Here is a 12,026-nt window from a genome sequence, read left to right as displayed (position 1 = left end):
CTTGTGTCAAATGATCCGCATGCCGACCGGGCCGGACGGCTGCGTTTTCACGGAACCGTCCTCTAAGCCCTGCGACTCGGAGGCCACCACGCTCCGGATTTGCCTGGTTGGCAAAACAGAGGCCACCAATGACCTTGTGAGCTCTGTCATCTCATCCTCTTGTTGGTTTTGCGGCACGCATTTTTCGTTCCCGCATCAAGTAAAACTTTTGAATGCGGCGGCAAGAACGTAAGAGGCGCTGTCGGCGCCGGTCAAGACTGTGGCAATAAAACGCTGACTGATGCATTGATGTGCGAATTAGGGCAAAGTGGATTCACTTGGTGCTGCATACATGGAGTTTTGGACAGCTCCTTCTCCGGTGGGTTCCGTCACCTTCCGGCCTCCCTCTGTGGATCTTTGGTCAATATTCACCAAATGTTTATCCGTGTTTTGGTTTACGCTGGACCCGGCCGCCGTTCCCGATCCGATCGCCGACGTTAGTTCCCTGCGGCCAGTAAAGGGATTCCCATCGCAGTAAAGGAATTCTTATCGCCGTGGCGGCGATGGCTCAGGTTCCACGGGACGCGGACCGAAGGGGGGCTGGCCGGAAAACGAGGTGCGAGACATGGCGCGATGTGAACGCGCTGACACAGAAAGCGAAGGCGTCAATCCTTCCGGGTCATGAACAGACGGGCCATCAGCGCCGGCCCGAGCGGTCGCGGTGGGCCAGTCCTCTCTGGAGATGGGACAGGGCGCCGGTACGCTGCCGGCGCAGGGCGGCCCGTGCGGCGTTGGCTCCGGGGGCGCCGTGAACGCCCCCGCCCGGGTGCGCGGAGGCGGAGGCGAGGTAGAGACCGGGAACGGGCGTCTCCGGGCGGCCGGTGCCGGGGGTGGGGCGGAAGACCAGTTGCTGGTGCATGGCGGTGGTGCCGCCGTTGATGGCGCCTCCGTGGAGGTTGGCGTCCATGCTCTCCAGGGTGGGCGGGGCGAGGATGCGCCGGGCCCTGATGAGGCCGCGGAAACCGGGGGCGTGGCGCTCGACCCGCGCCTCGACACGGTCCGCCATCACCTCCTGCTCCCGGGAGTCCCACGAACCGGTCAGCCCGTCGTCGCCGGCGTCGCCCCGTACGCGGTGCGGTACGTGCGTGTACGCCCACGCGGACTCGGTGCCCCGGGGCGAGCGGCTGGGGTCGGCGGTCGTCATCTGGCCGAAGAGGGCGAAGGGCTCGTCGGGGACCCGGCCCATCGCGATCTGCGCGGCGAAGCGGGTGAGGCCGTCCACGCCTTCCGCGAGATGGACGGTCCCCGCCCGCGCCGCCTCCGGGCAGGTCCAGGGCACCGGGCCGTTCAGCGCCCAGTCGACCTTGAACGTGGCGAAGTCCCACTGGAAGCGCTTCAGATCGGCGAGCAGCCGCCCGGGGAGGTGCCGTTCGGCCACCAGGGAGCCGTAGAGAGCGGGCGCGGACACATCGGCCAGGACCGCCTTGCGGGCCGCGACCCCCTCGCCGCCCGCGGTACGGACGCCGACGGCCCGGCCGCCGCGGACGACGACCTCGGTGACCCGTTCCCCGCAGCGGACGGCCCCGCCGCGCCGCGCCAGCCGGCGCACGAGAGCGGCGGTGAGCGCCCCGGCGCCGCCCGTGGGCACGGGGAATCCGTAGGTCTGGCCGAGCATGGACATCAGCCAGCCGAAGCCACCGCTGCCCGTCGCCTCCGGGGCGAGGTCCGCGTGCAGGGCGTTGCCCGCGAGCAGGAGCCTGCCGCCTTCGCCGCGGAACTCCTCCTCGCCCAGACGCCGTACGGGCAGCGCCATCGTCCTGGCCAGGCGCAGCCCGCCCGCCCCACGCAGCCGCAGCGCCAGCCGGGCCCCCGCGCGGACCGGAGGGAACGGGGTGAACATGGCGTCGAGGATGCCGGGCCGCAGCGCCTCCCAGACCTCCCACAGCCCCTTCCAGACGGCCCCGTCCCCGGGGGCGAACGCCTCCAGGCTCGCCGCGGTCTCCTCCAGGTCACGGCTGAGAACCGCGCAGCGACCGTCCCGCAGGGGGTGGGCGAGCACCTTCGGGGCATGGCTCCAGCCCAGCCCCTCCCGCTCCAGGTCGAGGCCGGCCAGGACCGGGGACGCCGCGGCCAGCGGATAGAAGGCGCTGAAGAGGTCACTGGCGAACTCGGGGTCGACACCCCGGTCGTGCCGGACCGCTCCTCCCGGCTCGTCCTGGGCCTCCAGGACCTCCACGCTCCAGCCCGCGTCGACCAGGAGGTTCGCCGCGACCAGCCCGTTGGGGCCCGCCCCGATCACTACAGCGTCCGGCATGGCTCGCTCCCGGCTCGGTGGGTGGCGCCGCGCCATGCGCGGCGGCTCTCTCCAGGTCCCGGCGCAGGTCAGGCCCCGCGCGCCCGCGCACGCCCGGGAGCGGCACGGGCCGTGCCCTCGTCCTGCTCGCACAGCCGGGCGAGACGGCGCAGCATCGCGCGGTGCCGCACCTGCTGCGCCGCGTCCAGAAGGCCGTTGTGCAGGGCGCCTCCGGCACCGCGCAACGGATGTTCGTCGAGGATGAGCAGTGTGTGCCCGCCCCAGGGCCGCAGCTCCATCGCGATCCTCGCGGTCCCCAGCGGCCCGCTGTGCGCCTCCAGTTCGAGTACCGCGTTGGGCTCGCTGCGGCGTACGACGGTGCGGTTGTGCAGGGTGAAGGGCCCGATCCTGACCTCGTAGCGCAGGGCCGCCCCCAGTTCGGGCCAGCGCGCGTCGTCGTGCTCGACCCGTGAGGTACCGACGACCCACTCCCCGTACCGTTCGCCGTCGGACAGGATCTTCCAGACGTCCTCGGGGGGCTTTCTGATCAACCGGTGCCGTACGGCCATGCGTTCCTCCGCCGTTCGAAGTGGCGCGTCCCTCGGCGCGCGTTCTCACGCTAGGCCCGGGCACACACTCCCGCACGGGGACGGCGACCGGTGGAGGGCCCGCGGACGGCGCGAGGCTCCGCCCGCTCCGTCCGCGTCGCACCGAGCCGCGCCGCGCGTACGCTGTCCGCATCGGCGGTCCTCGTCGGCTCGCCCGGGATGCCGTCGCCGTACCGCCGCCCGGCCCGCACGTTCCTCGACCGTATGGGCGACGCTTCCGCGCAGGGGGTTTCGGCCAGGAGAGAACCGATGACCGCTTCGATGATCCGCAGGGCCGTGATCCCCGCCGCAGGGCTGGGCTCGCGCCTGCTGCCGCTGACGAAGGCGACGCCGAAGGAGATGCTGCCGGTCGGCGACAAGCCGGTGATCGAGCACACCGTGCGCGAGCTGGTGGCATCCGGGATCACGGACATCACCATCGTGGTCTCGGGCGGAAAGTCCCTGATCCAGGATCACTTCCGGCCCAACCCGGCCCTCGTGGAGCAGCTTCGTGCCGACGGCAAGACCGCCTACGCGGACGCGGTCGAGGAGGTCGCCGAGCTGGCCAGGCAGGGCCACATCACCTATCTGGACCAGCACGGCCCGTACGGCAACGGCACCCCGGTGCTCAACGCCGCCCGGCACCTCGGGGACGAGCCGATGCTGGTCCTGTGGCCCGACGACGTCTTCGTGGCCGAGGTCCCCCGGGCCCAGCAGCTCATCCGCGCGTACGAGGCGACCCGCTGCCCGGTGCTGGCCGTGATGCCCATGGCGCCGGAGGACTCCCAGCGCTACGGCGTCCCCGTCGTCGAGGAGGACCTGGACGACGGCCTGCTGCGGATCACCGGCCTGGTGGAGAAGCCGAAGCCGGTGGACGCGCCGTCGGCGTTCGCGGCCATCGGCGGCTACGTCGTCACCCCCGGCATCATCGACGAACTGCGCGAGCAGACCAGGCGCTGGTACGAGCACCGCACCGGCGAGGTCTACCTGACCGACGCGGTCAACGCCTACGCCGCCACCCGCGCCGTCTACGGCCAGGTCATCCAGGGCCGCTGGTACGACACCGGCAACCCCGCGGACTACCTGGTCGCCCAGTTCGCCTCGGCCCTCGCGCATCCGGAGTACGGACCCCTGCTGCGCCGGCTCGCCCACGACCTGGACGGCGACCCGACGCCCGGATCCGCCTGATCCCCCCACTCGCCCGCGAGACCCGCGAGACCCGCGAGACCCGCGAGACCCGCGAGGGTCCCGAGCGGCGGGGAGACCGGACGCGCGTCACTTGGACGTGACGCGTCCGAGCGGGTCGGCGCCGGCCATCAGCGCGGCACACGCGTCCGGCCAGGCGGAGTCCCCCGGCTGGAACACCGTACGGAGGTAGGCCCAGGTGAGCCGCTGGACCGCGGCCACCCGCCCGGGATGCTCGTCGGTGGTCTCCGCGACGTCGTATCCGGAGATCCCGCCGAGCCCGTGCCCCGCGTCGAACAGGGTGAGCAGGGACTTGGGGCCGGGGGAGAGGGAGTACGGATCGGCGTGCCAGTCCGGGCCCCGGACCGTCAGATGGGCGGAGGCGTCCTGGTCGCCGGCGACCACGAGCGTGGGCGTCGCCATCCTGGAGAAGTCCGTGCTCAGGAAGAAGGAAAAGTTCTCGGCCGTGGTCCGGCTGAGGGCGTCGCCGCCCCTGCCGGGCGCGGCGAGCAGGAGACCCGCCGTGATCCGGGCGTCGGACAGGTCCACCTCCGTACCGTCGTCCGGGTCGGTGAGCCGCGCGCCCAGCAGCAGACTCGCGGTGTGGCCGCCCATCGAGTGCCCGGCCACGGCGACCTTGGTGTGGTCCAGACGGCCGAGGAGCTGCGGGACGGCGGCCTCGATCACGTCGAGCCGGTCGAGAACGAGCTTCATGTCCTCGGCCCGTGACCGCCAGTACAGAGGCGCCCCGGGGGTGTCGGGGGCCAGATTCAGCGTCCTGGAGCTGAGGTGGGTGGGCTGGACGACGACGAATCCGCGCGCGGCCCAGTAGTGGGCGAGCGGAGCGTAGCCGTTCAGCGAGGAGAGGTGGTTCGAGTAGCCCTGGCCGTGCGAGAGGAGGATCACCGGCAGATCGCTCCCGGTCACCGGCGCGGAGACCCGGACCTCCAGGTCCACGGCGCGGCCGGGGGCGGGCAGCACCACCGGGCTGACCGAGAGGACGGGAACGGGCGACCCGAAGGTGTCGGTCGGGTGCGTCGATTCACTCATGGTGCAGAGGTCCCTTCACTGGACTCCGCCGCCGGTTTCAGCCGCGACGGAAGCGGAACGTTGTTCCGTTAAGATATGGAACCTCGTTCCGCTTTGTCAACGATCAGGGGACAGGGGACAGGGGCACGGCGTACGGGTCGTACGGAACGTGCCCCTGCGGAGTGGGTTACGGGAGAGGGTCGGCGCCCGCGAGGCTGATGACCGGGCGCAGACCCGCGGGGCGCTCCTCCACCGGAAGATGGTCCACGAAGTGGACCGAGCAGCCGAGTTCGGCCGCGCCGCCGTCCGCGTGCCGGTCGTCGCCGACCATCAGCACATCGTGCGGATCCTGGCCCAACTCCTCGCAGGCGGCCCGGAAGAGGCGGGTGTCGGGCTTCTGGATGCCGTGTTCGTAACTGAGCACGTACGCGTCCACGAGGGCGTCCAGACCGTGGGCGCGGAAGACGGGGCGCAGGTCCCAGCCGATGTTGCTCACCACCGCGACGCCGATGCCGCTGCTCCGCAGCGCGCCCAGGACCTCGGCCGCGTCCGCGTAGGGGCGCCAGGCGTCCGGTGTCATGTGCCGGTCGTAGAGCGCGTCGTACAGGTCGGGGCTGGGCAGTTCCACCTGCCGGGCGACCCCGGTGTACGCGGCGCGGTGGCGTTCGGCGCTCTCGTCACGGGTCGCCCACAACTCGGCCAGATCCGGCGGTACCTCCTGCGGGGAGGGCAGGCCGGGCAGCGCCCCCACCACGGCCAGCCGCATCGCGTACCGCCGTACCTCGATGGGGGATACGGCGACACCCGCCTCGTCGAGCACGGCACGCAACCATGAACTCGCGGATTCGATACGGAAAAGAGTCCCGGAGAAGTCGAAGAGCACAGCCTTGAAGGTCATGTACCCGATCCTTCCCGCGTCATGGCTCCCTGGACAAGGTCACGCGCCTGAACAGCGCGATCGAGAACGCGACCAGGGCGCCACCGAGCAGCCAGCCACCCAGAACGTCCGAACTCCAGTGCACGCCCAGCCACAATCGGGTGATTCCCACGCCGGCGACCGACACCGCCGCGACCGCCACGGCCGCCCGCCCGAGCCGAACGCCCACGCCCCGGCGCCACGTCAGCCACAGCAGCAGCCCGCAGGTCACCGTGGCCGTCATGGCATGCCCCGAGGGGTACGCGGCGAAGTGCGCGGAGTCGATCGGGTCGGGCCACTGCGGACGCTCCCGTCCCACGGCCCACTTCAGACCCTGGGAGACGGCCGCGCCCAGCGCGCTCGACCCCGCCACCCACAGGGCGAGCAGCCGCTCGCCGCGCAGCCACACCGCGACCACGGCCACCGCCGTCAGCAGCCGCATCGTCCAGGGGTCCCAGGCCCAGTCGGAGAGCAGCCGGTTGACCTGGGTGAGTCCAGGACCGGCCACCGCCCGGCGGTGCAGCCCGTCCGCGACGGCCTGGTCGAACGCGACCAGCGGCCCCCACCGTACGGCGACGAGCGCCGTCAGCAGTACCGCGACGACGCTCAGCAGCGCGGCCGTACGGCCCGGTCCTGTCCACCGTGTTCTCCGGGGACGCGGCGTGTGCGGGGGAGTGGGGGCGGGCGGAGCGGGCGTCGGTGGGGGGTGCATGAGGTGATCCTCGCTGACGCGGGGCGCGGCGGGCTACCCGGTGGGCCCCGGGCGCGTTATCCGGGCGCGTTATCCGAGCGCGCGCAGCGCCGGTACGAAGGCGATCAGCAGCGGGACCACCGGCACCAGCGCGGCCGCCGCCGTCAGCCGCAGCCGACGCCCCGCGGTCAGCCGGGGAACGGGCGTCAGCAGCCGGTGCACCCGCTGCGGCACCTGTGCGTCCGGCGTGTTGCCGGGGCCGAACACCCCCCGGTCCTCGTTGAGTTCGACCAGGGCGAGGGCGATCGTCAGTCGGCCGAAGCGCCGTGAGGCGACATCGTCCGCGGCCAACTCGACCAGCCGGTGCATCTCGTCGCGGAACGCGGCGAAGACCGGGATCTGCGGGAAGCCGTTCGCGAGCGCACCCGAGCAGTGCAGCAGCCAGTCGTGCCGCGCCCGTGCGTGGCCCTGCTCATGGGCGAGTACGGCATCGAGCTGACGGCCCTTCAGGCGGCGCAACGCGGCCGTGGTGATGACCAGTTGGGGCGCCGTGCCCGGCAGCCACCAAGCGCCGGGGCGCTCGCCCTCCAGCACCACGAGCGGTTCGCCGCCGGGCTCCTCGCCGGGCAGCACCGGGGCGCGTACGAGCAGTTCCCTGCGACGCTGCCGGCGCCTGCGGCGGGCCCGGTGGATCTCGCGGGTGAGCATCGCCACCGTCCACAGACCGCCGCCCGCCAGCAGGACCGCGAGGACGGCGGACCACGACCGGTTCGGTCCGAAGGCGTACGCCTCCACCACACCGCTCGGCGCGGGCGCGAACACATGCCCCCGTACGGCCAGCCAGGCGGCGGCCGCGCTGAAGACCATGGAGAGCGCGAAACTCAGCAGGACGGCCGCCACGACGCACTGCCAGACCCACAGCGCCACCACGGGCTCACGCTCGGGCCATTCGGCACGGGACAGAATCCGCGGCGCGATGATCGCGGCCAGTGCACCGAGCAGCAGCAGCGCCAAGGAGACCGTCATGGCCCCCAGCGTATGAGGGTCGCGGCCCCCAAGGGTATGACCTTGACCGGCAAGTGACCCACGACACGTTTCACTCCGGGTCCGGCCGATCCCGGAACCGGAGTGAACCGGCCGAAATCAGAGCGTGAGCAGCATCGCCAGCATCGCGATCCCCATCGACAGCCGGCAGGCGGGCACCAACTCCGTCCGGTCGGCCCAGCCGACGGCCCCCGAACCGCCGTGCGCCGGGACGGCGACTCCACCGGACGTGGCAGCCCGCGCCGGGCCGGGCGCCGGACCCGACAGGGCGGGCAGCGGCAGCAGCCGGGCGCCCGCCCACAACACGTAACCGGCGTAGTAGATCAGCAGCGCGGCGGTGACCGGCGGGATCCCCGCATCGGTGTGCGCGGCGTGCGGCCCGCCCGTCATGGTGGCCATGGCGCCCGCCATGTAGACCATCGCGAGCATGCCCAGCAGATGGTGCGCCTGGTGCGCCGAGCCCCGGTCCGCGGCCAGCGCACGCACCGCCGCGGCGCCGAAGACCACCGCGTAACCCAGCCAGACCCAGCGCGGCGGCGTCACCACCGTGGCGGGCACGGCCATCGCCGCCATCCCGAACCCCATCAGCGCCTCACCGCCCACCGTTGCGTGCCGGGCCGCGCCGCCGGCCCGTAACCTGAGCAGACAGTACGCCCCGGCCGTCGCGCAGAGCGCGACGAGCAGCCAGCCGGCCGCCGAGGATCCATGCACCGCGCACCTCCCCCCCGTTCCGTGGTGTCGGCGAAGTGATGCCCGGCGCGGCGGGTGCGCAGACACGCGCAGAGGGACACAGGGGGCGCGCAGGACCCGGCGGGGGGACAGGGCGTGCGGGGACACGGACCGCGCCGCGCCCCCTCGTACCCCAGTCGTACTCCAGCGGCTGCCGCCGTACGGCTACCGCGCCACCGGCTCGGGGCGGGCGCAACTGCTCGCCACCCGCAGCGCCTTGTCCTCCCGCGCCGAGTCGAGCAGCGTCAGCATGATGTCCAGGACATGCCGCGCCACCTCGGCGGAGGCCCGGTGCGGGCGCCCCTCGGCGAGCGCCCACGCCAGATCCGCGAGCCCGGTGCCGCGCCCGGCCCCCGCGTACCCCGCCGAGACCGGCAGGGTCTCCCACCGCCCGGCGGACCCGTGGAGTTCCACGGCTCCGTCGAAGCCGTTCGGGTCCGGTACGGAGAGGGAGCCGCCGGTGCCGTACACCTCGATGCGCGGCAGGCGCGCGGCGTGCACGTCGAAGCTCATCACCAGCGTGGTGAGCGCGCCGTTCGCGTGCCGGAGCACCCCGCTGACATGGGTGTCCACCTCGACGCCGAACCGCTCGCCCGCCCGTGGCCCGCCGCCGATCTCCCGCTCGGCGCGGGGCCGGGAGGCGGCGCCGGTCACCTTGACGACCGGGCCGAGGAGATGGACGAGCGCGGAGAGGTAGTACGGGCCCATGTCGAGCAGCGGTCCGCCGCCGGGCCGGTAGTAGAACTCGGGCGCCGGGTGCCAGCGTTCGTGTCCCGCCGTGGTCATGAAGGCCGTCGCGGCGACCGGGACGCCGATCAGTCCGTCGTCGACCGCCTTGCGCGCCGTCTGGACCCCCGTGCCCAGGACGGTGTCGGGGGCGCAGCCGAGCCGCGGGCCGCCCGCGTCCGCGGCGGCGGCCAGCAGCGCGTCGGCCTCCTCCCGGGTGGTGGCGAACGGTTTCTCCCCGTAGACGTGCTTGCCCGCGGCGAGCGCCGTCAGGGCGACGTCCGCGTGGGCCGCCGGGATCGTCAGATTGAGGACGGCGTCGACGTCGTCCCTGGCCGCCAGCTCGGCGGCGGAGCGGGCGACGGTCGCTCCGGGCACCCGGGCCGCGACGGCCGCGGCGCGGTCCGGGTCGAGATCGGTGACGGCGGTGAGCGTCACGTTCGCCAGTCGCTCCAGGGTGTCCAGATAGGCGCCGCTGATCGTGCCCGCGCCCACCATGCCGATCCTCAGCGGCTCGCCCACAGCAGTCCCCTCTCGGTGAGTGTCCGTACCTCGGGTACGTCGAAGTCGTCCGGCTTGTGGCCGACGGCCGAGACGAAGACCCGTCCCGAGCCCCAGTTCCTGGTCCACACAGCGGGCATGGTGACCGGCCGCGCGCGGTCCTCGTCCGCCGCGAACCCGACCGTGGCGAGCACGTCGACGAGCGGATCGGTGGCCACCCAGTACTTCTCCGTATGCACCTGGAAGGCGCCGAGGCCCGCCATGACGGGGTGGTCCGCGCGCTCCTCGACCGGGGTGACCTCGTGGTCGGAGAAGCCGGCCGGGTGCATCAGGAACTGACCGCCGGTCAGAAGCTGGTAGCCGAGGTCCCCGCGGAAGGAGTCGACGATCCCGCCGTGCCAGCCGGCCAGTCCGGTCCCGGCGCGTACGGCGGCGGCGAGCCCCGCGCTCTGCTCCCCGGTGATCTCGCCCATCGTCCAGCACTGGACGACCAGATCGGTGGCGGCGAGCAGTTCGGCGTCGGCGTAGACGTCCAGGGTGCCGGAGATCCGTACGTCGTAGCCGTGGGCGCGCAGGAAGGGCAGGAACAGCTCCGTGATCTCCACGGGGCGGTGTCCCTCCCAGCCGCCCCTGACGACCAGAGCCCGTCGGGTGTCGGATGTCTCGCGTGTCACAGTCGTTGCACACTCCCATCGGTGTCGCGGGCCCGCCGGGGAGACCGGGCGGGCCGGTACGTCCGTACCGGCCACGTACCGCCGCCCCCTCGCACCCCGTTGTGCCCATCCGTACCCGCGTTAGGCTGCTGCTGCCCCACCACCGGCCCACCGGCTCGCCGGCCGTCCGCGAGGAGACCGCACACCATGGACACCGTCCCGGGCCCCGTCGGGGCGCTCACCTACCGCGATGCCACGGCTGCCGACGCCGAGGCCCTGGTCGCGCTGATCGAGTCGGCCTACCGGGGCGACAGCAGCCGTACGGGCTGGACCACCGAGGCGGAGCTTCTGGAGGGGCAGCGGACCGACCGGGAAGGGGTGCTCGCGGTGATCGAGGCGCCCGGCAGCCGGCTGCTGGCCGTCGAACGGGACGGCGCGCTGATCGCCTGCTGTCAGCTCGAACACCGCGGGGACGCCGCCTACTTCGGCATGTTCGCCGTGGCGCCCGGCGCGCAGGGCGGCGGACTCGGCCGGCTGATCATCGCGCAGGCGGAGCGCACGGCTCGCGAGAGCTGGGGCGTTCAGGAGATGCATATGACGGTGATCCGGCAGCGCGAGGACCTGATCGCCTGGTACGAGCGGCGCGGCTACCGCCGTACGGGAAAGCTGTTCCCCTTCCCGTACGGCGACGAGCGCTTCGGTATCCCGCTCCGGGCCGACCTGGAGTTCGAGCTGCTGGTCAAGCCGGTGACCGGGCCGTAGCGGTGACCGGGCCGTGGATCCGGCCCGGCCCCGCGGGGGCGTACCCGGGCGCCGTGCTCAGGCGGTGAAGCGGCCGGTGCGCCGGATCTCCGGGAGGTCGGTGGTCACCGCGTTCAGCTCGAAGGCGCGTGCGAGCCGTAGCTGCTCCTGCGTGTTCACCACCCAGCCGATCACCCCGAGACCTCGCCCGTGCGCGCGCTCCACGACCTCCAGGGTCAGCCTGCGCAGATTCAGGGCGAGCGAGGCGGCGCCCACCGCCGTCGCCCGGTCCACCACGTCCTCGCCCCAGCGGCCGGCGATCAGCACCGTCCGTACGCCCGGCACCAGCGCGGCGATCTCGGCGACCGCCTCGTCGTGGAACGACGACACCTCGACGCGCTCGACGAGGCCGCGCTCCCGCATCACCCGGGCCAGCGCGCGGGCCGCCGCCACGTCCTTGATCTCGGCCTGGAGCGGCGACCGGACGGCGTCCAGGACCTCCTCGAAGACCGGGACGCGCTCGCCGTCGCCCGCGTCCAGCTCCCGCAGCTCCGCGAGTGTCCGCTCGGCGATCGCGCCCGTTCCGTCGGTCGTACGGTCCACCTCGGTGTCGTGCATGACGACGAGGGCGCCGTCCTTGCTCAGATGCAGATCCAGCTCGATGGCGTCCATACCGGCACGCTCCGCGTGCGTGAACGAGCGCAGGGTGTTCTCCGGCTCGACACCCATCACTCCACGATGACCGATGATCTGGAAAGTCAAGACAGTCTCACTTTCGTCGACAGCGGCTCCCGCGCGCAGCCTAGAGGCGATGGGCGGCCCTGGCTTCCCCCGCCGTCCCCATGCCGGGTGAAGTTTCCCGGGCTACGCTGAATCGAGGCGTCAAACCCTGGAACCGCAGGAAAATCAGCGGTGTCCAGGGGGTTTCGGCAGGACGATTTGTTTGATCTTC

Annotated in this window: 12 protein-coding genes; 2 read left to right on the top strand and 10 right to left on the bottom strand. The window is 72.4% G+C overall.

What is annotated here, in order from left to right:
* Nucleotides 1-676: 676 nt before the first annotated feature.
* On the bottom strand, nucleotides 677-2,293 hold the full coding sequence (locus ACIQ7D_RS14410) for a phytoene desaturase family protein (RefSeq protein ID WP_403937287.1): 1,617 nt from the start codon (nucleotides 2,291-2,293) through the stop codon (nucleotides 677-679).
* A 68-nt stretch (nucleotides 2,294-2,361) separates the two neighbouring features.
* Nucleotides 2,362-2,841: an SRPBCC family protein gene (locus tag ACIQ7D_RS14405; RefSeq protein ID WP_403937285.1), complete on the bottom strand. Its 480-nt coding sequence runs from the start codon at nucleotides 2,839-2,841 to the stop codon at nucleotides 2,362-2,364.
* Nucleotides 2,842-3,129: 288 nt separating this feature from the next.
* Between ACIQ7D_RS14405 and ACIQ7D_RS14400 the strand changes: the two genes are divergently transcribed.
* Nucleotides 3,130-4,047 carry a UTP--glucose-1-phosphate uridylyltransferase gene (locus ACIQ7D_RS14400; RefSeq protein ID WP_403937282.1) on the top strand — a complete coding sequence of 306 codons (918 nt, stop codon included), beginning with the start codon at nucleotides 3,130-3,132 and terminating at the stop codon, nucleotides 4,045-4,047.
* Between the two features lie 87 nt (nucleotides 4,048-4,134).
* Here the strand turns inward: ACIQ7D_RS14400 and ACIQ7D_RS14395 are convergent, their stop codons facing one another.
* From ACIQ7D_RS14395 to ACIQ7D_RS14365, 7 genes are all read right to left on the bottom strand, one after another.
* Nucleotides 4,135-5,094 (bottom strand): alpha/beta hydrolase family protein, encoded by a 960-nt coding sequence (locus ACIQ7D_RS14395; protein WP_403937281.1) that lies wholly within the window; start codon nucleotides 5,092-5,094, stop codon nucleotides 4,135-4,137.
* A 166-nt stretch (nucleotides 5,095-5,260) separates the two neighbouring features.
* A complete protein-coding gene (locus ACIQ7D_RS14390; protein WP_403937280.1) occupies nucleotides 5,261-5,971 on the bottom strand; it encodes an HAD family hydrolase in 711 nt (236 codons plus the stop codon).
* 19 nt (nucleotides 5,972-5,990) lie between these two features.
* Nucleotides 5,991-6,701, bottom strand: a complete 711-nt coding sequence (locus ACIQ7D_RS14385) for a phosphatase PAP2 family protein (RefSeq protein WP_403937279.1) — start codon at nucleotides 6,699-6,701, stop codon at nucleotides 5,991-5,993.
* 69 nt (nucleotides 6,702-6,770) lie between these two features.
* Complete coding sequence (locus tag ACIQ7D_RS14380; RefSeq protein ID WP_403937277.1) at nucleotides 6,771-7,706, bottom strand: M56 family metallopeptidase; 936 nt, start codon at nucleotides 7,704-7,706, stop codon at nucleotides 6,771-6,773.
* A gap of 117 nt (nucleotides 7,707-7,823) precedes the next feature.
* Nucleotides 7,824-8,435 carry a DUF5134 domain-containing protein gene (locus ACIQ7D_RS14375; RefSeq protein ID WP_403937275.1) on the bottom strand — a complete coding sequence of 204 codons (612 nt, stop codon included), beginning with the start codon at nucleotides 8,433-8,435 and terminating at the stop codon, nucleotides 7,824-7,826.
* 183 nt (nucleotides 8,436-8,618) lie between these two features.
* Nucleotides 8,619-9,701 (bottom strand): Gfo/Idh/MocA family protein, encoded by a 1,083-nt coding sequence (locus tag ACIQ7D_RS14370; protein ID WP_403937273.1) that lies wholly within the window; start codon nucleotides 9,699-9,701, stop codon nucleotides 8,619-8,621.
* Nucleotides 9,686-10,354, bottom strand: a complete 669-nt coding sequence (locus ACIQ7D_RS14365) for a ThuA domain-containing protein (RefSeq protein WP_403937271.1) — start codon at nucleotides 10,352-10,354, stop codon at nucleotides 9,686-9,688. Before ACIQ7D_RS14365 ends, ACIQ7D_RS14370 begins: the two co-directional genes overlap by 16 nt.
* Before the next feature lie 186 nt (nucleotides 10,355-10,540).
* On the opposite strand from ACIQ7D_RS14365, the gene ACIQ7D_RS14360 reads away from it, so the two are divergent.
* Nucleotides 10,541-11,095, top strand: a complete 555-nt coding sequence (locus ACIQ7D_RS14360) for a GNAT family N-acetyltransferase (RefSeq protein WP_403937269.1) — start codon at nucleotides 10,541-10,543, stop codon at nucleotides 11,093-11,095.
* A gap of 57 nt (nucleotides 11,096-11,152) precedes the next feature.
* Here the strand turns inward: ACIQ7D_RS14360 and ACIQ7D_RS14355 are convergent, their stop codons facing one another.
* Nucleotides 11,153-11,803 (bottom strand): glycerophosphodiester phosphodiesterase, encoded by a 651-nt coding sequence (locus ACIQ7D_RS14355; RefSeq protein WP_403937267.1) that lies wholly within the window; start codon nucleotides 11,801-11,803, stop codon nucleotides 11,153-11,155.
* Nucleotides 11,804-12,026 lie beyond the last annotated feature (223 nt).

This window comes from Streptomyces sp. NPDC096310, assembly GCF_044763125.1.
GTDB lineage: Bacteria > Actinomycetota > Actinomycetes > Streptomycetales > Streptomycetaceae > Streptomyces.
The sequence above is the reverse complement of the archived record's forward strand: the minus strand, read 5'-3'. Positions and strand labels throughout refer to the sequence as shown.